Origin of the sequence: Aliivibrio sp. S10_S31, assembly GCF_014694495.1 — a bacterium.
GTDB classification, from domain to species: domain Bacteria; phylum Pseudomonadota; class Gammaproteobacteria; order Enterobacterales; family Vibrionaceae; genus Aliivibrio; species Aliivibrio fischeri.
The window spans coordinates 104,391-125,567 of the sequence record NZ_JAAUWR010000003.1; the positions used below are offsets into that span (position 1 = coordinate 104,391).

Here is a 21,177-nt window from a genome sequence, read left to right on the forward strand (position 1 = left end):
CTCAATTGTGACTAATTATGAGAATCCAACCTGCTCATATGACAAAAAAGAGCAAATAATAACTTAAAAATTCTGTTCTCTATTCTATGTGAGCTTTTGTAATAAAAATTGATATGGATAAAGTTTTGTAGAGCAAGTACCACTAATGGGGCAGTTTGTTGCTTATAGTGTGATCTCCGTCAACTAGTTAAAGCTGTTAATTTTGGCGGCAAATTGTAGTTAAGTTGTTGCTTTATAAGTGATAATGATTCTTATTGGTTCGGTATCCCTTTGATGCTTAAGGGTATTTGTAAAGTTAAAAAATAGGTAACGTAAAATTGTGAGATAAGGTATTATTTCGGATAAGTTTTTCTAATGTGTAAGATTATGACTAGTCAAAACTGGATGCCTAGTGCATCAATTGAGCAATTACAGCAGCGTGCTGATATTTTAGCGGCGATTCGTTCATTCTTTTTTAAGCGAAAAGTAATGGAAGTGGATACGCCGGCAATGAGTCATGCGACAGTAACGGATGTGCATTTACATACTTTCCAAACAGACTTTATTGGACCGGGATATGCAGATGGCACTCATCTTTATTTCATGACTAGTCCAGAGTTTCATATGAAGCGCTTATTAGCCGCTGGAAGCGGGTGTATTTACCAAATAAATAAAGCGTTTCGAAATGAAGAAGCTGGCCGTTACCATAACCCTGAATTCACTATGTTAGAGTGGTATCGTTTAGGTTTTGATCATCATGACCTAATGGATGAAATGAATGAGTTATTAACGTTAGTGTTGAAATGTGACAATGCTGAACGTATGACTTATCAAGAAGCTTTTATTCAAGTACTTGGTGTTTGCCCTTTAGAAGCGAGTATGGATGAATTAAGAGCGGTTGCTGCGCCATTAGGTTTATCTGATATTGCAGATATTGAAGAAGATCGTGACACTTTATTGCAGCTTTTATTTAGTATGGGAGTTGAAGTAAAAATTGGGCAAGATGTGCCTGCTTTTGTTTATGACTTTCCTGCTTCTCAAGCGGCGTTAGCTAAAATTAATCCAAGCGATCCACGAGTAGCTGAACGATTTGAGGTGTACTTTAAGGGAATTGAGTTAGCGAATGGCTTTCATGAGTTGGATAATGCAAAAGAGCAGCTCATGCGTTTTGAAGAAGATAATGCAAAACGTAAATCAATGGGGCTAATTGAACAACCCATTGATTATCATTTGATCGCTGCGCTAGAAGCGGGTTTGCCTAATTGTTCTGGTGTTGCTTTAGGTATTGATCGTTTAATCATGCTTGCGATGGGTGAGAAGCACATTGATCAAGTTACAGCATTTCCTTTTGATAGGGCATAACTTCCCAGATTAAAGGTTATGAATCTAATGGTAAGATTAACTGACGATTAATCCCGTACCCATTACAGCTAAAAAAGCACCAAGCCATGCAAAGCGGTTCGGTGCTTTTTTTGTATATAACCATAATAAAGGCAAGATCATAATAGGGGTTGTAGAAGAGAGTAGAGCAACCATCCCTACGTTTCCTTTTTGCAATGCATATAAAATGAGTGTCATACCCACAGTCATTGCTAGAAAACCATTTAACGCCACAATTCCAAGAATGCGAAAATTAATTGGCGTAATAGGGCGAGATATTGGAACGTTCATTAATCTTAATAAGCTGTGAGCTGCAAAAGCTGAAGCCATTCGTATTGCTGAGGCTGCAATTGGGTCTGCATTGGTAAGCATTACAGGTTTTGCGATAACACCACCAAGTGCTTGGCAAAAAGCAGCAAGCAACCCTAAGAAGATTGCTATCCAGATATTACCTCTTACTTCATCCCACGTTCCTTGATTATCTGTTTTTTTACCAAAGAAAATAGCAATAGAAACACCAGAAAAAACAGAGATGGCACCGACGAGCTCCCAACCTTGTAGGGTTTCATTAAATAACCAGTAACCAAGAATGGCAGAAAATAGAGCATGACAAGAAAAGAGTAAACCGGCTTGGCGTGGTCCCATGCGATTAAAACACGCAAATAGAGCCGTATCGCCAATAAAAATACCAATGAGTCCTGAGAGGATCATTGGATATAACTGAGAAGATTCAATAGAGAGCCAACCACCAGTAAACCAAGCAAGACTAGAGAGCATGATAGTTACGCACCCCATACGCCAACGACTATAAGCGAATGCACCAAGGTGCCTTGCAGGGGTTACAGAAATCATACTTGATAGCGCCCATAAACAAGCAGCAGCCAACGCTAACCATTCATATCCCATCATTCATTCCATTGAGTTAATTGATTCTGACTATCTAAAGATAAAAAAATAGCGAACATATTGTTCGCTATTTATTATTTCTTAATAAAATTTGATTATTTTGCGATATGAGCAAATGGTGTACCCATACGAGTAGGAGTACCATTTTCCATTGACTCATCAAATTTAATTGAGTTAGGAGCAAACAAGTTAATTACAGTAGAACCTAACTTAAAGCGACCCATTTCTTCACCTTTCTTAAAGCAAATCATGTCGTCACCAGAAAGAGGGTAGTGCCATGTTTTAACCGCAGGACCTGTTGGTGGTGTTACGGTTTCAGCCCATGTAGTTTCAATACTACCAACGATCGTTGCACCAACCAGAATTTGAGCCATAGGACCAAACTCGGTATCAAAAATACAAACAACACGTTCATTGCGTGCAAATAAGTTCGGTACGTTTTCTGCGGTTAATGGGTTAACTGAAAATAAGTCACCAGGAACATAAATCATTTTACGTAGCGTTGCATCACAAGGCATATGAACACGATGGTAATCGCTTGGTGATAAATACAGCGTTGCAAACTCACCCCCCATAAATTCAGCAGCAAGTGCTTCATCACCACCAAGTAATTCTTGTGCAGAATATACGTGGCCTTTTGCTTGTACTAATTTACCGTCCATAATTGGACCAAATTGACTAACGCAAGCATCAGCAGGGTGAGAAATAACAGAATCATCCTCATTAATAGGACGAGCGCCATCTTCTAATTCACGAACGAAGAAGTTATTAAATGTTGAATACGCTTCAGGATCTGGGTTTTTAGCCTCATCCATATTTACGTTGTATTGTTTGATAAACCACTTAATAACAGCAGTTGTTAACCATCCCATTTTTGCTGATGCTAATTTGCCAGCCAAACGAGTAAGTGCATGTTTTGGAGTTAGATATTGTAACCCAATCTTTAAATTATCTGACACGTTGTTTGCCTAATAGTTATCATTTGCTGTGGATATTACCACATATTTACATTGTCGCTAAACCCAAGGTTTATTCTGGCTATAAATCGGCTTTTTTGTTTCGTGAGAATTGGCGATTTGCTTTATTCTCAGACATGCTTTCAATAATACGGTGGTAGCTTTCAAAGCGTTGTTTATTAATTTTTCCTTCTGCAACGGCTTCTTGCAGTAAACAACCTGGGTCATCTTTGTGTTTACAGTCTCTAAACTTACAGCCACCTAAAAAGTCTTTAAATTCAATAAAAGAGTCTGTGACTTGTTCCGCTTCTAAGTGCCACAAACCAAATTCACGAACTCCTGGAGAGTCAATTAAATCACCACCGTGTGGGAAGTGATACAGACGTGCTGCAGTTGTTGTATGTTGACCAAGACCTGAGTTTTCAGATACTGCCCCTTCTTCCACCTCAATCTCAAGTTCAGGCATCAGTGCATTTACAAGGCTTGATTTACCTACGCCAGACTGACCAACGAAAATATTAATGTGATTTCGTAATTCAGCTTCAAGCTCTTCTACACCGTAGCCTGATTCTTTACTTACATATCGAACTTTATAACCAATATCTTCATATAAGCTCAGTAGTTGTTGTACTTTGATGAACTCTTCTTCAGACAGTAAATCCACTTTGTTTAGTACAATTAATGGTTTGATATGTAGAGTTTCAGAAGCAATAAGGTATCGATCAATAATATTCAGAGACAACTCAGGAAGAATTGAAGACACGATTACCATTTGATCAACGTTAGCTGCTACTGGCTTAATACCATCATAATAGTCTGGACGGGTTAACATTGATGTTCTTGGTTTTACAGCTTCAACAACACCTGAAATACCAGCAAGGACTTCAGTCCCTGGACGCCAAATAACACGATCACCCGAAACTAAACTTTCAATACCTCGGCGTAAATTACAACGATGGATTTCTTTAGTATCAGGGTCTTCAATATCAGCATGTTGACCAAAGCGTGTAATGACTAGGCCTTCTTTAGCAGCTTCTAGTAGGGTTTCATCCCATTGCACACTGTCTTCAATTTTTTCAATACGCTTTTTTTGATTTGAGCGTACTCGGCGAACTTGGCCTTTGGTTAGCTTTTTCTTCTTTGCCACGAAATTAATTCACTTGTTGGTTGGCTTTCAGTTTTATGTTGAAAGATAAATCGGCCCGAGTATCATACCCTTTTTAGTTACAAAATAGGCAACTCTCTATGGCAATTAATGATCAAAACCTGATTTGGGTGGATTTAGAGATGACAGGATTGGATCCTGAAACTCATAAAATCATCGAAATTGCATCTATTGTGACAGATGCACAACTGAATATTTTAGCAGAAGGTCCAGTAATTGCGATCCATCAGCCAGAAGAAGAGTTGGCTAAAATGGACGATTGGTGTACCAATACTCATACAAATAGCGGATTAGTCGCTCGAGTACAAGAAAGTAAATACAACGAAGAAGCGGCAATTGCAGAAACTATTGCTTTTCTTGAGCAATGGGTTCCAAAAGGCGTATCACCAATTTGTGGCAATAGTATTGGACAAGATCGTCGTTTCTTATATAAGCATATGCCAACATTAGAAGAGTATTTTCATTACCGCTATGTTGATGTAAGTACAATTAAAGAGCTAGCTCGTCGATGGAAACCTGAAGTTTTAGATGGTTTTACCAAAGCAGGCACACATTTAGCGCTAGATGATATTCGCGAATCTATTGCAGAATTGAAGTATTATCGCCAACATATTTTCACAATTTAATTTCATTTGATGATTTGTTGAGCGGAAAAACGCGATTTTGAAAAAAAATCGCATTTTTTTTCAAAATACGCTTGCATCATCACAGTTTACTCGTATAATTCGCAGCCTCTGAACGAGGAGCTACTCCTTATCAGAATGCGACACTAGCTCAGCTGGTAGAGCGCAACCTTGCCAAGGTTGAGGTCACGAGTTCGAACCTCGTGTGTCGCTCCAAATTTAAAGCTTCTTGTTCAAGTAATTGAATGATAAGATAAAGTTTCATTGTACTTAACAATGCATCCGGACGCGGGATGGAGCAGCTTGGTAGCTCGTCGGGCTCATAACCCGAAGGTCGTAGGTTCAAATCCTGCTCCCGCAACCACATTTAGATTGAACGCATTAGCGGTTAATCATGCGACACTAGCTCAGCTGGTAGAGCGCAACCTTGCCAAGGTTGAGGTCACGAGTTCGAACCTCGTGTGTCGCTCCATTTTCTTTCTCGAAGAGAAAAATGGTTTATAGTCTCATTGTCTTAAACAATGCATCCGGACGCGGGATGGAGCAGCTTGGTAGCTCGTCGGGCTCATAACCCGAAGGTCGTAGGTTCAAATCCTGCTCCCGCAACCACATTTAGATTAAACGCATTAGCGGTTAATCATGCGACACTAGCTCAGCTGGTAGAGCGCAACCTTGCCAAGGTTGAGGTCACGAGTTCGAACCTCGTGTGTCGCTCCAAACAAAATAAAAGCGCTGAATCATATTCAGCGCTTTTATTTTCTTTAAAATTAATGCTGTGAAGCATTAACCCCACTACAAATCCTGCTCTTTAGAATACTCAGATTCATAACCAATGAAAGAATCGAATAATCTATCTGCATCTGGTCTCTTTTTCATATAAAGAGTAAGCGCAGAGGGTTAGTTATGTTTGTTAACTACCATATAATCAACAAACTTATCCACATCTCGCTTTCTGTGGATAACTCTGTTAGTTGTTTATGAAAAAACTGAAAGAAATGAGTTTTATCAAGGATCTTGCTTTTATTTTTTGATCGTTAAATTTGCTTTTATTTTTTATCTATTTGAAAAATAAGGTTTTTTGTTTTTTTATGCATTATTTGCAAGATTTTTAAAGATCTTTTTGCTTGACTTCTTTGATCCTAATCATATTCCTGTCTTGTGTTTAACTTTTTTAATATTCCCGTTGTTTGCTAAAGATAGAAATCTTTTCCACATACGTTATATGTAATCTTAAATGGTTATCAACAGAGAATGACTTTATTGAGATAATACCAGTTAGGCATCTCTTGGAAGCCCTTTTTCAATGATACGGATTAAGCGTTGTTCTTTTCTATTGGAATCGATAATGAGAGATTGTTGCTTTATCGCCCATTGAATATGGATATCTAAATTCTCATCTAATCCTAATCGTTCTTGTAGTGCTGATATTATTGCTTCTGAATGAGGAGCATTTCCCATTGCGATGGAAAGATTACGTAGCCATTGGATATGCCCTATACGGCGAATCGCAGAGCCTTCCATATTTTTTAAGAAGGTACTTTCATCCCAAGAGAAAAGTGAAATAAGATCAGAGTCACCTAATGAGCTTCTACGATGAAAATCAGCTTGTTGAGTAATTTCAGCTTCTCGGTTCCAAGGACAAACAAGCTGGCAATCATCGCAACCGTAAATACGATTCCCCATTAATGAACGAAACTCTTCAGGAATGACACCACTGTTTTCTATGGTTAAGTAAGAAATACAGCGACGAGCATCAATTACACCATTTTCAAGAATCGCGTTGGTAGGGCAAGAAGATACACAGGCGGTGCATTTGCCACATTGGTTCTCAACAGGTGTATCAACTGGTAATGGTATATCAACTAATAGTTCGCCAAGAAAGAACCAAGAGCCTGCATGTTTATCAAGAAGAAGTGAGTGCTTTCCTGTCCAGCCTAACCCGGCTTTTTCTGCTAATGGGCGCTCTAAAATTGGAGCAGAGTCCACAAACGGTCGATAACCTAATTGTTCGACTTCTTTTTCAATTTTTTGCCCTAGCTTTTTTAATTGATTACGGATCAGTTTATGGTAATCGCGTCCGAGAGCGTAACGACTAATATAAGCTTGGTTTGGATCTTTTAAGTTACTGGCAAAATTGGCTTCAGGAGGAAGGTAATCCATTCGAGCACTGATTACTCGAATTGTCCCAGGATGAAGCTCGTCAGGTCTTGCTCGCATGGCACCATGACGTGCCATCCAATCCATTGAGCCGTGATAACCCGCATCTAACCATTGCTCTAATGCTGCCTCATGATGAGATAAATCGACATCACAGATCCCGACTTTTTGAAAGCCAAGCTCTTTTGCCCAAAGTTTGATGTTATTTGCGAGTTCTTGATAGTTAATTTTCACAGGGAGATTACATTTTTTTATTACAGTATAATGAGTAAAAGTTTATCATATAGACAAGATAACTCGTAATTAGATACTGATTATAAAAGTTCTACTCAATGAGATTAACAAACCGATAAGATAACTTGTGTATAAACATTCATCACATTAAATTGTGAATTTGATACCAAGTCCATCAATTTAGACAATTAAAATAGTGAAATTAGTGAATAATGGAACGCTTTGAATTTAATTTAGCTACTGAAGACGATACGGTTGAATTCGGTAGACAGCTTTCTCAAGCTTGTACTCAACAAACAACAATTTTCTTACATGGTGATCTTGGCGCAGGTAAAACTACGTTTAGTCGCGGATTCATTCGTTCATTAGGTCATACTGGTAATGTAAAAAGCCCAACTTATACATTAGTTGAACCATATGAACTTGATAAGTGGCAGGTATATCATTTCGATCTATACCGTCTAGCTGATCCTGAAGAGCTTGAGTTTATGGGGATCCGTGATTATTTTACTGATGATGCAATTTGTTTAGTTGAATGGCCTGAGAAAGGGGAAGGGTTATTACCAGCACCAGATCTTGATATTGATATTCGCTATGAAGGTGAAGCTCGTCATGTTGTGATCACAGGTAATAATGAGTATGGATGTAGTTTAGTACAGCGGTTGGATTTGTGTTAATCGGTAAATATTTTCGAATTATTTGGTATACGCTATTTGTTGTTCTTTCAACAAGTAGCTTTTTTGTATCTGCAAACACGTTAGAGGGAATACGAGTTTGGCCTTCGCCTGATGAAACTCGTATTGTTATTGACTTAAATTCAGAAGCAAATTACAGCTACTTTACATTAAGTAGTCCATACCGTTTGGTTGTTGATCTTAAGAATACGAATGTAAAAGCTAAGTTGCCTTTAAATGTTAAAGACAGCAAGGTACTAACTAAGATAAGAAAGAGTTCGCCACCATCAAAAAACACTACACGTTTGGTTTTTGAATTAAAGCACTCTGTTACAGCGGAAGTGTTTAAATTAGCTCCTACACCAGGTGGACAATATGGCCACCGTTTGGTGATGGACTTACCTCATTCAGGAACAACTAATTCAACGCCAACACCGAGCAAACCAAGTACACCTTCTAAACCAGTAATTAACTCAAATAACAGTCATATTATTGGTAATGGTGAAATTGTTGTTGCTATTGATGCTGGCCATGGTGGTGAAGATCCAGGCTCGATTGGTCCAACACGAAAGTACGAAAAGCATGCGACATTAGCGATTTCGAAAAAAGTGGTTGCTCAAATTAATGCTCAGCCAGGCATGCGAGCGGTAATGACTCGCAGTGGCGATTATTTTGTAAATTTAAATAAACGTACTGAAATAGCTCGAAAAAATAAATCACATTTATTAGTTTCTATTCACGCTGATAGCTTCCGCTCACCGCAGCCAAGAGGTGGTTCTGTGTTTGTTTTGAATACACGTAGAGCAAATACTGAAATTGGTCGTTGGGTCGAAAAACACGAGAAACAATCAGAGTTATTGGGTGGTGCAGGAGACGTACTAGCGAAAAACAGTAACGATAGAAACGTAAGTCAAACGCTATTGGATCTGCAATTTAGTCATTCTCAAAAAGAAGGGTATAAATTAGCAAAGAACGTGTTATCAGAAATGGGTAAAGTGATTCGACTGCATAAAAAAGAGCCTGTGAATGCGAGCTTAGCAGTATTAAAGTCACCAGATATTCCATCTATTTTGATTGAAACGGGGTTTATTTCGAACCCAACGGAAGAAAAGCAATTATTCCAACGAGCTCATCAAGATAAAATTGCACGTTCTATTTCAAAAGCAATCATTCGTTATCTTCACGATAACCCGCCGCAAGGTACACTACTTGCTGCACAAGGTGGTCAAACAAAACATAAAGTACGTTCTGGTGAGTCTTTGTCTTTAATTGCAAAGAAATATGGAACGACGATGGCGAAAATTAAAAGTGAAAATAATCTTAAAAGCACGAGCTTAAAGATTGGACAAGTTTTAGTTATCCCAAGTAATAAACCTGTGTATGTTGCACCGAAGAATACGGTTTCTTCTGCGAATACATCATCAAGTCAGGCTCGTACTATTATTACTCATAAAGTACGTTCTGGTGAGTATTTAGGAAAGATTGCATCGAAATATAAAGTAACAACAAGCAGTATTCGTTCATTAAATAAATTGAAGTCAGATACTTTGTTTGTTGGACAAAAATTGAAAGTGAGTATTGTAGCTCCCGTTAAGAAACACACGGTGAAACGCGGTGAATTCTTAGGTAAAATTGCAAGTAAATATGGCGTATCTGTTTCCAGCTTAAGAAAAGCAAACAAGCTACGTTCAGATGAGCTTGCTATAGGGCAGGTGCTCATTATTCCAACCAGTTAAGGAAAAAGATCATGCCAATTCAAATCTTACCAGCACGATTAGCCAACCAAATTGCGGCGGGTGAGGTTGTGGAGCGTCCGGCTTCTGTTGTTAAAGAATTGGTAGAAAACAGTATCGATGCGGGAGCAACTCGCATCGATATTGATATCGAAAAAGGTGGCAGTAAGTTAATCCGAATCCGCGATAATGGGTCGGGGATCCCAAAAGATGAACTTACCTTAGCCTTAAGCCGTCATGCCACATCAAAAATCACTTCATTAGATGATCTTGAAGCCATTGTTAGTTTAGGGTTTCGGGGTGAAGCGCTTGCTTCTATCAGTTCCGTTTCACGTTTAACACTAACCTCTCGTACTGTTGCCCAAGAAGAGGCATGGTCTGCTTATGCGGAAGGTCGAGAAATGAATGTGAAATTAAAGCCTGCAGCTCATCCCATTGGTACGACTATCGATGTGGTGGATCTGTTTTTTAATACTCCTGCTCGTCGTAAGTTCCTACGAGCAGATAAAACAGAATTTACTCATATTGATGAACTGTTAAAGCGTATTGCATTAAGCCGATTGGATGTGACGATTAATTTACGTCATAACGGTAAGATGGTTCGTCAATATCGAGCAGCACAAACTAAACCTCAAATAGAAAAACGTTTAGCGGCCGTATGTGGTGCTAATTTCTTGCAACATGCATTAGAAGTCGAGTTAGAGCATGGAGAGTTGAAGTTTCATGGTTGGATATCGTCTCCCGAAGGAGCAAGAGCACAGGGTGATATTCAATACTGCTATGTGAACGGACGTATGATGAAAGATAAGCTAATCAATCATGCTATCCGTCAAGGTTATGAATCATCTTTGCCTGCAAACCAATATGCAGCGTATATTTTATTTATTGAGATCAATCCACATGATGTTGATGTTAACGTGCATCCGGCAAAGCACGAGGTACGTTTTCATCAAGCACGATTAGTACATGACTTTATTTACCAAGCTATTTTTGGTGCATTACAGCAAGGTGCATCATTATCAAATGCAGTATGTAATGATCAACCATTGGTAGAAGAACAAGTAATTGAGAATAAAGAATCGTATTTTCCACCAATGAAGGAATATGTTCGACAGCCTCAACAATCGCATTATCCTAAATCTGAACAATTAAGGGTTGCGGTAGAATCTACGCCAAGTTATCCAAATAAGGCTCCATTAGATTCATGGATCCCGAAAAGTTCTACTGGAAATTCATCTTCGAAGCCTAGCGCGTTACCTCGTTCATTTCATAATAATGATAAACCAGCAGAAAAAGCACTTTCTAATTATAATGAGTTGCTTACCACCCAAAGTAGAGTTCAGAGAGAAAGTAGCTCTCAGGTGAATGAGCAATCACTTACATTCAGTACTACTCAACAAATTGAACGAGTTGCACCTCAAGTTACTCATGTGTCTAAAAATGACATCACATTAGGTAAAGTTTTAAGTGTTATTGAATCGACCTTTGCCTTGTTGCAGCAAGGTAAGCAACTTCAGTTATTGAACTTACGCTATGCCGAGTTTGTCAAAATCTACGGTCAGTTAAGTTCGGTTAATGTTGAGCCGTTAAAGCCTCAACCTTTATTGATACCGCTTTCTGTTGGTATTGATGAGTCAATTTGTAACAATTTATCTAATTACGCCTCTTTGTTGAAATCTTTAGGTATTGATCTTAAAGTTAAAAATAGAACAAATATTATCGTAATGGCTGTTTGTCAACCAATCAGACAGCAGAACTTACAACAATTGATCCCGAATCTGTTAAGGTATCTAGAACAAATTAATCCATCGTTAGAGCAAGTAATAAAATGGCTTTCTCATCAAATTCAACATGATGAAGTAAGTTATACTACAGCTCAGGCAATTCAATTAGTGATGGAATTAGAGCAATTATGGGGAGGTAAATTGAATGATTTCTACCCTAAATTGTTAAAAGACATCGATATTACACAAGTGATACAAGCATTTAGTCATGAATAAAGCATTACCAAAAGCCATCTTTTTGATGGGACCGACGGCATCAGGGAAAACAAACTTAGCGATTGAATTGCGAAAACGTTTTCCTGTGGAGTTGATTAGCGTAGACTCCGCCCTTATCTATAAGGGTATGGATATTGGTACGGCAAAACCAAATGCAGAGGAACTTTTACAGGCTCCTCATCGTCTTATTGATATTCTTGATCCAACAGAGAGTTATTCGGCAGCGGATTTTCGTCGTGATGCTCTTAAAGAGATGGATGATATCGTTGCTCAAGGAAAGATCCCATTGTTAGTGGGTGGTACTATGTTGTATTACAAAGCACTTCTTGAAGGTCTTTCGCCATTACCGGCAGCGGATGCTGATATTAGAGCTCAAATTGAGCAAGAAGCGGAACAATTTGGATGGGAAGCCATGCATGATCAATTAAAATCGATTGATCCTGTCTCAGCTGAAAGAATTCATCCAAATGATCCACAACGACTTTCCCGAGCGTTGGAAGTATTTCGAATTTCGGGTAAAACATTAACAGAATTAACCCAGATTAAAGGTGATGCTTTGCCTTATGAGGTGCATCAATTTGCGATTGCACCAAAAGAGAGAGCAGAAATTCATCGTCGTATTGAACTTCGCTTTGCGAATATGATGGAAGAAGGGTTTGAAGCTGAAGCACGAGCATTATATGAGCGTGATGATCTTCATGCTGATTTACCATCAATTCGATGTGTTGGTTATCGACAAATGTGGGACTATTTTGACGGGGAGGGGACATTGGATGAGGCGGTTTTCCGTGGTATCTGTGCTACTCGTCAATTAGCCAAGCGACAAATTACCTGGCTACGTAGCTGGAAAGAGTTAACTTGGCTTGATAGTGATGACATTGACGGCGCTTTAGAGTTGATTTCGACTCAATTAGAGAAAAAATAAGCACAAAAATGCTTCAATGTTGTTTAACTTAAGTGCGTTTAGTCATAAGCTAAAGGCTCATAGCTAAATAAAATTACAATTACAAACCAAAAAGGAAAATAAAAATGGCTAAAGGGCAATCTTTGCAAGACCCATTTTTGAATGCGCTGCGTCGTGAAAGGATTCCAGTATCTATCTATTTAGTTAACGGGATCAAACTACAGGGACAAATCGAGTCATTTGACCAATTTGTTATCCTACTTAAGAACACTGTAAACCAAATGGTATACAAGCATGCGATTTCTACTGTTGTTCCGGCTCGTGCTGTAAGTCATCACTCAGCGAGTGATCGTCCACAAGGCGAGCGTCCACAAGAAAAAACTGAAGAGTAATACTATTCTAGAATAGTTAATCAGTTAAGGAGTTAACGCTTGTTTGACCGTTATGAATCCGGTGAACAGGCTATTCTTGTGCACATTGACTTTACCTATCAAGGGGAGATTGAAGATCTTAACGAATGTAAAATGTTAATTTCTTCTGCGGGGGTAAACACAGTAGGTGTTGTGACGGGAACCCGTCAATCTCCACTCCCTAAATATTATGTTGGTGAAGGCAAAGCACAAGAAATTGCCGATGCTGTTCGAGCTAATAACGCAGATATTGTGATTTTTAATCACGCATTATCGCCAGCTCAAGAACGAAATTTAGAACAATTATGTCAGTGTCGAGTAATAGATCGTACGGGTCTAATACTGGATATATTTGCTCAACGAGCACGAACTTACGAAGGTAAGTTGCAAGTTGAGTTAGCACAATTACGTCATATCTCTACGCGATTAATCCGTGGTTGGACTCACCTTGAACGTCAAAAAGGCGGTATAGGTTTACGTGGTCCAGGTGAGACTCAGTTAGAGACAGATAGACGATTGTTGCGTGAACGTATTAAAGCGATTCTTCGTAGGTTAGGCAAAGTAGCCAAACAACGTGAGCAAGGGCGTCGAGCTCGACACCGTGCTGAAATTCCAACCATTTCTTTAGTCGGCTACACCAACGCAGGTAAATCTACGTTGTTTAACCGGATTACAGAGGCTGGGGTTTATGCCGCTGACCAATTGTTTGCGACTTTGGACCCAACATTACGAAAAATAGAAGTTGCCGATGTAGGAACCTCAATTCTTGCTGATACGGTAGGTTTTATTCGTCATTTGCCACATGATTTGGTTGCCGCTTTTAAAGCGACATTACAAGAAACACAAGAAGCTAATATCTTGTTACATGTTGTAGATGCGAGTGATGAACGTTTTCGTGAGAATATTGAAGCAGTAGATATTGTTCTTGAAGAGATAGATGCCAATGAGGTACCGACTCTTCTTGTAATGAATAAGATTGATAACTTAGAAGATCAGCAACCACGAATTGAGCGTGATGAGGAAGGTATACCTCGATGTGTTTGGGTTTCCGCGATGGAAGGCAAAGGCATAGAGTTATTATTCCAAGCATTAACAGAGCGCTTATCTGGACAGATGGTTGAGCATTCTTTGCTTTTACCACCTGATTGGGTTGGACGTCTTCGAAGTAAATTCTTTCAAATGCAATGTATTCTTAACGAAGAATATCAAGATGATGGCAGTTTGCTGGTTGATGTACGTATGCAGCAAGTTGATTGGTCTAAGTTGGAAAAACGTGAAGATGCTCCCTTAAGTGATTTTATTATCACTAAAGAGAGTGCATAGAATTCTTTATCTTCATAATTATCATGGAGTTTTCTAATGGCGTGGAATGAGCCTGGAAATAACAACAACAATAACGGCGGCGATAAAGACCCTTGGGGTAATAAAAATCGCGGTGGCCGTGATCAAGGTCCACCAGATCTTGATGAGGTGTTTAACAAGTTAAGCCAGAAGCTAAGCGGTAAGTTTGGTGGTGGTAATAACGGTGGAAGCAATAAAGGTGGCAGTGGTTTACCTTCATTTGGTAATGGTGGTGCAGTTGGTTTAGGACTGATTGCAGTTGTCGCTATTGCGATTTGGGTATTCTCTGGTTTCTATACTATTGGTGAAAGTGACCGAGGCGTTGTATTACGTTTTGGCCAATACGATCGTATGGTTGATCCAGGTCTAAACTGGAAACCAACCTTTATTGATCAAGTGACACCAGTAAACATTCAGTCTATTCGTTCTTTAAACTCAAAAGGTTTAATGCTAACGAAAGATGAAAACGTAGTTACTGTTGAGATGGGTGTTCAATACCGTGTTGCTGATGCTCATAAATATCTTTATACCGTAACGAATGCTGATGACAGCTTACGTCAAGCGACAGATTCTGCATTACGTGCTGTTATTGGTGATGCAAAAATGGATGATATCTTGACCAGTGGTCGTCAAGAGATCCGTCAACGTACTCAAGAAACACTGAATCGTATTATTGATAAATACGACATGGGTTTAATTGTCGTTGATGTGAACTTCCAATCAGCTCGTCCACCTGAGCAAGTAAAAGCGTCATTTGATGATGCAATTGCAGCTCGAGAAGATGAAGAGCGTTTCATTCGTGAAGCTGAAGCGTACAGTAATGACATTCTTCCAAAAGCGACAGGTCGTGCTGAACGTTTGAAGAAAGAAGCTCAAGGTTATACTGAACGTAAAGTTAACGAAGCAATTGGTCAAATTGCACAGTTTGAAAAACTATTACCTGAATACAATAAAGCGCCAGAAGTAACTCGTACTCGTTTGTACCTTGATACTATGGAACGTGTATACAGCAATACAAGTAAGGTTTTGATCGATTCAGAATCAAATGGAAATCTTTTATATCTTCCATTAGATAAAATTACGGGTAATCAACAAGGAGCGACAAACGTATCTCCTAAGACGTCAACATCGTCTTCAAAAGATTACACGATTGAATTAGAGAAAAAGAACCAACCAACTACTACGAACTCTACTGGCCGTAACTCAACACGTGAAGGGAGATATTAATCATGCGTAAGTTAATGATCCCAACACTTATCGTTGTTGTTGCTATTTTCCTGATGTCACTATTTGTGATCCCAGAAGGTGAGCGCGGTATTGTTACTCGTTTTGGTCGTTTGATTAAAGAAGATAACAACATTACACGTATCTACGAACCTGGTCTGCACTTTAAAATGCCACTGTTCGATCGTGTAAATACGTTAGATGCTCGTATTCAAACAATGGATGATCAATCAGACCGTTTCGTAACGTCAGAGAAAAAAGACGTTATCATCGATTCATATGTTAAGTGGAAGATTAAAGATTTTGGTCAATTCTACCTAGCTACGGGCGGTGGTAATATCCTAACGGCGGAAGCGTTATTACAACGCCGTGTATCTGATGGTCTACGTGCAGAGATTGGTAGCACGACAGTAAAAGAACTTGTTTCTGAAAAGCGTGAAGAGGTAATGGCAACTGTACTTCTAGATTCGCAAGATGGAACGGGTGATTTAGGGATTGAGGTAATTGATTTACGAATTAAGAAAATCAACTTACCAGAAGAGATCTCTGAATCTATTTACCGTCGTATGCGTGCAGAGCGTGAAGCTGTTGCTCGTAAACTACGTTCTCAAGGTCGTGAGAAAGCCGAAGTTATTCGTGCTCAATCAGAGCTTGAAGTAGCGACAATTATTGCTGAAGCAGATAAAACAGCACGTATTACTCGTGGTAATGCAGACGCAAAAGTCGCTAAATTGTATGCAGATGCATTTAATAAAGAGCCTGAGTTCTTTAGCTTCATTCGTTCATTAAGAGCGTATGAAAAATCATTCAATAGTAAGAGTGATATCTTAGTACTTGATCCTAAGACTGACTTCTTCAAGTACATGAATGATCCAAAAGGCGGAAAGTAAACATTCATTTGTTTAATTAACGTATAAAATAACAAGGTCCTTCGGGGCCTTGTTTTGTATTTAGCGTATAGAAATTGAATCGAATTAAGGACTGGCAATGAGTAACGCAATTTGGTTAGCGATTGGTATGGTATTAATTGTTGAGGGTTTGGGACCATTAATTGCCCCTAATGGTTGGCGTAATATGGTCGCTCAATTGAGTGAGCAGCCGGATAATACGCTCCGTCGAATTGGTGGATGTTTAGTGGTCGCAGGGCTTGTTATTTGTAGTGTGATGCTTTGATTTTTTGTTTAAATATAAAATCGCAGACTAATTTCTGATTTTATTAGAAAAAGAAATAATAAATAATGGAATATTAATAGCGCTTTATAGTGAAAGTGAGATTTCGGTTAAAAATAACTGAAAGATTTTTCTATCAATGCTAGAATCCATTTTTAACTAACAAGCAGACTTGGAAAGATGGGAAATAACGTTGTCGTTCTGGGCACCCAATGGGGTGACGAAGGTAAAGGTAAAATCGTAGACCTTTTAACTGAAGATGCAAAGTATGTAGTTCGCTATCAAGGCGGGCACAATGCAGGCCACACTCTAGTTATCGACGGTGAAAAAACCGTTCTACACTTAATTCCATCAGGTATTTTACGTGATAATGTTGAATGCATTATCGGTAATGGCGTAGTGCTTTCACCTGATGCTTTACTAAAAGAAATGGCGCCACTTGAAGCGCGTGGTATTCCAGTTCGTGAACGCCTATTCATTTCTGAAGCTTGTCCTCTAATTCTTCCTTATCACGTTGCGCTAGACCAAGCGCGTGAAATCGCACGTGGTAACAAAGCAATTGGTACAACAGGTCGTGGTATCGGTCCAGCGTACGAAGATAAAGTATCTCGTCGTGGTCTACGTGTTGGCGATCTATTCGATAAAGTTGCTTTCGCAGAAAAACTAAAAGAAGTAATGGAATTCCATAACTTTGCATTAGTTAACTACTACAAAGTTGAACCAGTAAGCTACGAAGAAGTACTTGAGCAAGCAATGAGCTATGCTGATCTACTAACTTCAATGGTTATCGATGTTACTGATACTCTTGATGCAGCACGTAAGCGCGGCGACAAGATCATGTTTGAAGGTGCTCAAGGTACTCTTCTAGATATCGACCACGGTACTTACCCTTACGTAACATCTTCTAATACTACCGCTGGTGGCGTTGCTGCAGGTTCTGGTTTTGGTCCTCGTCACTTAGGTTACATCCTAGGTATTACTAAAGCATACTGTACTCGTGTAGGTTCAGGTCCATTCCCTACAGAGTTATACGATGGTTTAGAGAAGCAAGATCCAATTGGTAAACACCTAGGTACTGTTGGCCACGAGTTTGGCGCAACAACTGGTCGTCTACGTCGTACTGGTTGGTTTGATGCTGTTGCGATGCGTCGTGCAATCCAAATCAACTCACTATCTGGTATGTGTCTAACTAAACTAGACGTATTAGATGGTCTAGAAGAACTAAAAATCTGTACTGGTTACCAGATGAAAGATGGTTCTTTACTAGAAGTTTCTCCAATGGCTGCTGAAGCATTTGAAGAAGCAACTCCAGTATACGAAACAATGCCAGGCTGGTCAGAAAACACATTTGGTGCGAAAACATTAGAAGAGCTTCCACAAGCTGCTCTAAACTACATCAAGCGTATTGAAGATCTAACAGGCGTGCCAATTGATATCATCTCTACAGGTCCTGACCGTAACGAGACAATCATCAAAGTACACCCATTCCAAGCTTAATTGCTTAGTGAATGAAAGAAAAACCAGCTCATGTAGCTGGTTTTTTTATGTCTGATATTCTAGTCCCTAGTCCCTAGTCCCTAGTCCCTAGTCCCTAGTCCCTAGTCCCTAGTCCCTAGCCCCTAGCCCCTAGCCCCTAGCCCCTAACCCCTAACCCCTAACCCCTAACCCCTAACCCCTAACCCCTAACCCCTATCTCTTCCCCCATCAAATACTCAAATATCGTTGAATCAATAACTTATATCTAGTGGGCAAAAAATTGCCACTTAGGGCAAATTTTGTCTAAAGATGTTGCCGCCAACGTCGATATAATAAATACAGTTATAAAGAGTTGATGAATTATGAAATTACGACACCTCGTAGCAGCATGTTTGGTGGCATTTGCACCAACGTATGCAGCTAGCGAAGAGATCGGAGAGCCGATCCCAATTTATACCGAAAACCAATTATTTCGACTGTTTGATACTAATTCACACTTAAATCAGGTGAAGAACGTTGATAATTGTCAGTTAGTTCAAGATATCGTTGCGCGAGCGACTAAAATCGATTCACCTGCTTACGAGTTTCTTTACGGAGATATGCTTGCATGGGGAGTGTGTGTTGATCGTGATGTTGAACTTGGCTTGTATTATATGGAAAATGCTGCGAGACAAGGCTTACCAGCTGCGTTAGAGCAAATTGGCCGTTATTATGCCAAAGGCACATTAGTTCAGCAGGATAGAGAACGAGCAATTCCATACTTGCGTGAAGCTGCTGGTATGGGAAACATTAATGCACGCATTCATTTAGCTGAGTTGCTACTTAGTGATTATGGTAGTCCATTAGATTACGAAGATGCGTACCGTTGGTTGTATAATTCTGTTACTGCTGATGGACGCAAACATAAGCGAATTGCTAATTTAAGAAATGGATTAGAAATGCGTATGCCTGGCAATGTGATAGCCAGAGCTAAGCGTCGCGACACTTTCTGGTAAACCTGAAAGAAGATTCATTTTAGTCGATTGAGTTTCATCAACTCGAAAAACGCCCAATGATAATGTCATTGGGCGTTTTTGCATTTTTACTTTAGGAAAATTAAAGCACTTTATGTGGCCCAAAGCATTCGTAATGAATACGGTCTTCGGAAACGCCTAGCTCAACTAATTGTTTTGCGACGTGTTGCATAAAGCCAACTGGTCCACAGAAATAGTAGTGGCCATTATCTGTAATAATTTCATTTTTAACTTCGGATAAATTCATAAAACCTGAGAAGTTAAAATGCTGAGCTAATTTATCTATTTCTTGTGGTTGGTTATACCAAGTGTAAGTTGAGATATGTGAATGTGCTTCTGCTAACGTATTTACATGTTCTCTGAAGGCATGTTGAGTGCCATTTTCTGTCGCATGTAACCAGTTCACGCTTGCGTTATGCTCTGTTAATGTCTCAAGCATAGAAAGAGTAGGTGTTAACCCAACACCAGCAGAAATAAGAGTTACTGGTGTTGATGCTTCAACATCTAAGAAAAAGTCACCAGCAGGGGCGGCAAGATTTACTTTATCTCCAATATTCAATTGATTATGCAGATAGTTTGATGCTTTACCGCCATCTTCTCGTTTTACTGATATACGGTATGTTTTTTCTTGTGGAGCTGAAGATAAACTGTATTGACGAATTTCTTGATTTTCAAATTCTTCAGAAGTTAAGTAAATACCTAAGTATTGACCTGGCTTAAAGTGAGAAACAGGTCGATCATCTGTTGGGGTAAAGGTAAAACTTGTGATTAGTTCACTTTCTTTTTCTTTTGCAATAAGCTCAAATTCACGTAGACCACGCCAGCCGCCTTCTTGGTTATCATTCTCTTGGTAAATTTGTTCTTCACGTTGAATAAAGACATTTGCGAGAACGCCATAAGCTTCACCCCAAGCATCTAATACTTCTTGTCCAGGAGAAAGCATTTCATCAATAGTGGCAAGTAAATGACCACCAACAATACTGTATTGTTCTGCAGTGATCATAAAACTTGTATGTTTATGGGCAATTTTTTCAACCGCTGGTAATAGCACTTCAAGATTTTCAATATTCACCGCGTAAGCGCAAATAGCATTAAATAATGCTTCTCGTTGGTCGCCATTGCGTTGATTACTCATGTTAAAAATATCTTTTAACTCAGGATTATGTGTAAACATGCGATCGTAAAAATGCGCAGTTAAAGCAGGGCCAGTTTCTGCAAGTAATGGAATTGTTGATTTAACGATATCAATGGTATTTTTGTTGAGCATATTGTTTACCTTTAAAGGTGTATTTATAATGTATGTTATAAGTTGTATCTAAAATATATCTTTTAGTCAAGAGAAGAATTACAATGAAAAAAGAGAAGGAGAGGATATGCAATTAACAAATTTCACTGATTTTGGCTTGAGAGCCTTGATTTATTTAGCGTCATTACCAGAAGGTGAGTTGACCAGCATTACAGTGGTTACTGAAACTTTTGATGTATCGCGTAATCATATGGTGAAAATAATTAACAAGTTGGGCCAAGAAGGGTATGTCAAAACCGTTCGAGGTAAAAATGGTGGGATCTGTTTAGGAAAACCTGCGGATCAAATTATTATTGGTGACGTCATTCGAGCAATTGAACCATTACAAGTGGTTAACTGTGCTCCTGAGTTTTGCCATATTACACCGGCATGTCGTTTAAAAGGTGTATTAGCGAAAGCAAAGCAAGCGTTTTTAGATGAGCTTGATAAACATACGATTCAAGACATGCTTACTGATAACAGTGAATTACTCATTCTTTTGAAGCGAATTTAAGACTTGAATTCCAGATCCTTTCCTATCTGTTAT

19 protein-coding genes and 5 tRNA genes are annotated in these 21,177 nt (G+C 39.1%); 19 read left to right on the forward strand and 5 right to left on the reverse strand.

What is annotated here, in order from left to right; translation table 11 throughout:
* Positions 1–366 precede the first annotated feature (366 nt).
* On the forward strand, positions 367–1,341 hold the full coding sequence (epmA, locus tag HC728_RS03435; RefSeq protein WP_005421180.1) for an elongation factor P--(R)-beta-lysine ligase: 975 nt from the start codon (positions 367–369) through the stop codon (positions 1,339–1,341).
* A 36-nt stretch (positions 1,342–1,377) separates the two neighbouring features.
* Here epmA and HC728_RS03440 read toward each other — a convergent pair whose 3' ends face one another.
* From HC728_RS03440 to rsgA, 3 genes are all read right to left on the reverse strand, one after another.
* The gene (locus tag HC728_RS03440; RefSeq protein WP_065597684.1) at positions 1,378–2,265 is read right to left on the reverse strand and encodes a DMT family transporter; all 888 of its coding nucleotides are present in this window, start codon (positions 2,263–2,265) and stop codon (positions 1,378–1,380) included.
* Positions 2,266–2,360: 95 nt separating this feature from the next.
* Positions 2,361–3,224, reverse strand: a complete 864-nt coding sequence (gene asd / locus HC728_RS03445; protein ID WP_065621366.1) for an archaetidylserine decarboxylase — start codon at positions 3,222–3,224, stop codon at positions 2,361–2,363.
* Positions 3,225–3,303: 79 nt separating this feature from the next.
* A complete protein-coding gene (rsgA, locus tag HC728_RS03450; RefSeq protein WP_005421175.1) occupies positions 3,304–4,368 on the reverse strand; it encodes a small ribosomal subunit biogenesis GTPase RsgA in 1,065 nt (354 codons plus the stop codon).
* 98 nt (positions 4,369–4,466) lie between these two features.
* Between rsgA and orn the strand changes: the two genes are divergently transcribed.
* The 6 genes from orn to HC728_RS03480 all read left to right on the forward strand — a co-directional run bounded on the left by orn (position 4,467) and on the right by HC728_RS03480 (position 5,726).
* Positions 4,467–5,012 (forward strand): oligoribonuclease, encoded by a 546-nt coding sequence (gene orn, locus HC728_RS03455; protein WP_005421173.1) that lies wholly within the window; start codon positions 4,467–4,469, stop codon positions 5,010–5,012.
* Between the two features lie 137 nt (positions 5,013–5,149).
* Positions 5,150–5,225: transfer RNA gene (locus tag HC728_RS03460), tRNA-Gly, on the forward strand.
* Positions 5,226–5,296: 71 nt separating this feature from the next.
* Positions 5,297–5,373: transfer RNA gene (locus HC728_RS03465), tRNA-Met, on the forward strand.
* Positions 5,374–5,405: 32 nt separating this feature from the next.
* Positions 5,406–5,481: transfer RNA gene (locus HC728_RS03470), tRNA-Gly, on the forward strand.
* A gap of 60 nt (positions 5,482–5,541) precedes the next feature.
* Positions 5,542–5,618 (forward strand) — tRNA-Met (locus tag HC728_RS03475).
* A gap of 32 nt (positions 5,619–5,650) precedes the next feature.
* Positions 5,651–5,726: transfer RNA gene (locus HC728_RS03480), tRNA-Gly, on the forward strand.
* A gap of 558 nt (positions 5,727–6,284) precedes the next feature.
* Here the strand turns inward: HC728_RS03480 and queG are convergent.
* Positions 6,285–7,394 (reverse strand): tRNA epoxyqueuosine(34) reductase QueG, encoded by a 1,110-nt coding sequence (gene queG / locus HC728_RS03485; RefSeq protein ID WP_026029393.1) that lies wholly within the window; start codon positions 7,392–7,394, stop codon positions 6,285–6,287.
* Positions 7,395–7,612: 218 nt separating this feature from the next.
* Here queG and tsaE point away from each other — a divergent pair, with 218 nt between their 5' ends.
* The 11 genes from tsaE to HC728_RS03540 all read left to right on the forward strand — a co-directional run bounded on the left by tsaE (position 7,613) and on the right by HC728_RS03540 (position 19,327).
* Positions 7,613–8,077, forward strand: coding sequence for a tRNA (adenosine(37)-N6)-threonylcarbamoyltransferase complex ATPase subunit type 1 TsaE (tsaE, locus tag HC728_RS03490; protein WP_017019981.1), 465 nt, complete (start codon positions 7,613–7,615; stop codon positions 8,075–8,077).
* Positions 8,071–9,810, forward strand: a complete 1,740-nt coding sequence (locus tag HC728_RS03495; protein WP_012533719.1) for a LysM peptidoglycan-binding domain-containing protein — start codon at positions 8,071–8,073, stop codon at positions 9,808–9,810. The genes tsaE and HC728_RS03495 overlap by 7 nt, the downstream gene beginning before the upstream one ends.
* Before the next feature lie 11 nt (positions 9,811–9,821).
* A complete protein-coding gene (mutL, locus tag HC728_RS03500; RefSeq protein WP_190395125.1) occupies positions 9,822–11,807 on the forward strand; it encodes a DNA mismatch repair endonuclease MutL in 1,986 nt (661 codons plus the stop codon).
* Positions 11,800–12,732 carry a tRNA (adenosine(37)-N6)-dimethylallyltransferase MiaA gene (gene miaA / locus HC728_RS03505; RefSeq protein ID WP_065604441.1) on the forward strand — a complete coding sequence of 311 codons (933 nt, stop codon included), beginning with the start codon at positions 11,800–11,802 and terminating at the stop codon, positions 12,730–12,732. The genes mutL and miaA overlap by 8 nt, the downstream gene beginning before the upstream one ends.
* Before the next feature lie 104 nt (positions 12,733–12,836).
* The gene (gene hfq, locus HC728_RS03510) at positions 12,837–13,103 is read left to right on the forward strand and encodes an RNA chaperone Hfq (protein ID WP_011262725.1); all 267 of its coding nucleotides are present in this window, start codon (positions 12,837–12,839) and stop codon (positions 13,101–13,103) included.
* Between the two features lie 39 nt (positions 13,104–13,142).
* The gene (hflX, locus tag HC728_RS03515) at positions 13,143–14,444 is read left to right on the forward strand and encodes a ribosome rescue GTPase HflX (protein WP_011262724.1); all 1,302 of its coding nucleotides are present in this window, start codon (positions 13,143–13,145) and stop codon (positions 14,442–14,444) included.
* A gap of 36 nt (positions 14,445–14,480) precedes the next feature.
* The gene (hflK, locus tag HC728_RS03520; protein WP_012533421.1) at positions 14,481–15,689 is read left to right on the forward strand and encodes an FtsH protease activity modulator HflK; all 1,209 of its coding nucleotides are present in this window, start codon (positions 14,481–14,483) and stop codon (positions 15,687–15,689) included.
* A 2-nt stretch (positions 15,690–15,691) separates the two neighbouring features.
* On the forward strand, positions 15,692–16,576 hold the full coding sequence (gene hflC, locus HC728_RS03525; protein ID WP_005421154.1) for a protease modulator HflC: 885 nt from the start codon (positions 15,692–15,694) through the stop codon (positions 16,574–16,576).
* A 97-nt stretch (positions 16,577–16,673) separates the two neighbouring features.
* Positions 16,674–16,859: a DUF2065 domain-containing protein gene (locus HC728_RS03530; RefSeq protein WP_005421152.1), complete on the forward strand. Its 186-nt coding sequence runs from the start codon at positions 16,674–16,676 to the stop codon at positions 16,857–16,859.
* 177 nt (positions 16,860–17,036) lie between these two features.
* The gene (locus HC728_RS03535) at positions 17,037–18,353 is read left to right on the forward strand and encodes an adenylosuccinate synthase (protein ID WP_005421150.1); all 1,317 of its coding nucleotides are present in this window, start codon (positions 17,037–17,039) and stop codon (positions 18,351–18,353) included.
* A gap of 341 nt (positions 18,354–18,694) precedes the next feature.
* Entirely contained in the window at positions 18,695–19,327 is a 633-nt protein-coding gene (locus HC728_RS03540; RefSeq protein ID WP_005421148.1) for a tetratricopeptide repeat protein, read from the forward strand.
* A 100-nt stretch (positions 19,328–19,427) separates the two neighbouring features.
* Here HC728_RS03540 and hmpA read toward each other — a convergent pair whose 3' ends face one another.
* Complete coding sequence (hmpA, locus tag HC728_RS03545; protein ID WP_065641117.1) at positions 19,428–20,612, reverse strand: NO-inducible flavohemoprotein; 1,185 nt, start codon at positions 20,610–20,612, stop codon at positions 19,428–19,430.
* Positions 20,613–20,718: 106 nt separating this feature from the next.
* Between hmpA and nsrR the strand changes: the two genes are divergently transcribed.
* Positions 20,719–21,144 carry a nitric oxide-sensing transcriptional repressor NsrR gene (nsrR, locus tag HC728_RS03550; protein ID WP_017019986.1) on the forward strand — a complete coding sequence of 142 codons (426 nt, stop codon included), beginning with the start codon at positions 20,719–20,721 and terminating at the stop codon, positions 21,142–21,144.
* Positions 21,145–21,177 lie beyond the last annotated feature (33 nt).

What these genes read in the sequence shown, in the direction of transcription:
- epmA (WP_005421180.1), top strand. Translation starts at nt 367, where the DNA reads ATGACTAGTCAAAACTGGATGCCTAGTGCATCAATTGAGCAATTACAG.
- HC728_RS03440 (WP_065597684.1), bottom strand. Translation starts at nt 2,265, where the DNA reads ATGGGATATGAATGGTTAGCGTTGGCTGCTGCTTGTTTATGGGCGCTA.
- orn (WP_005421173.1), top strand. Translation starts at nt 4,467, where the DNA reads ATGGCAATTAATGATCAAAACCTGATTTGGGTGGATTTAGAGATGACA.
- tsaE (WP_017019981.1), top strand. Translation starts at nt 7,613, where the DNA reads ATGGAACGCTTTGAATTTAATTTAGCTACTGAAGACGATACGGTTGAA.
- mutL (WP_190395125.1), top strand. Translation starts at nt 9,822, where the DNA reads ATGCCAATTCAAATCTTACCAGCACGATTAGCCAACCAAATTGCGGCG.
- miaA (WP_065604441.1), top strand. Translation starts at nt 11,800, where the DNA reads ATGAATAAAGCATTACCAAAAGCCATCTTTTTGATGGGACCGACGGCA.
- hfq (WP_011262725.1), top strand. Translation starts at nt 12,837, where the DNA reads ATGGCTAAAGGGCAATCTTTGCAAGACCCATTTTTGAATGCGCTGCGT.
- hflK (WP_012533421.1), top strand. Translation starts at nt 14,481, where the DNA reads ATGGCGTGGAATGAGCCTGGAAATAACAACAACAATAACGGCGGCGAT.
- hflC (WP_005421154.1), top strand. Translation starts at nt 15,692, where the DNA reads ATGCGTAAGTTAATGATCCCAACACTTATCGTTGTTGTTGCTATTTTC.
- HC728_RS03530 (WP_005421152.1), top strand. Translation starts at nt 16,674, where the DNA reads ATGAGTAACGCAATTTGGTTAGCGATTGGTATGGTATTAATTGTTGAG.
- HC728_RS03535 (WP_005421150.1), top strand. Translation starts at nt 17,037, where the DNA reads ATGGGAAATAACGTTGTCGTTCTGGGCACCCAATGGGGTGACGAAGGT.
- HC728_RS03540 (WP_005421148.1), top strand. Translation starts at nt 18,695, where the DNA reads ATGAAATTACGACACCTCGTAGCAGCATGTTTGGTGGCATTTGCACCA.
- hmpA (WP_065641117.1), bottom strand. Translation starts at nt 20,612, where the DNA reads ATGCTCAACAAAAATACCATTGATATCGTTAAATCAACAATTCCATTA.
- nsrR (WP_017019986.1), top strand. Translation starts at nt 20,719, where the DNA reads ATGCAATTAACAAATTTCACTGATTTTGGCTTGAGAGCCTTGATTTAT.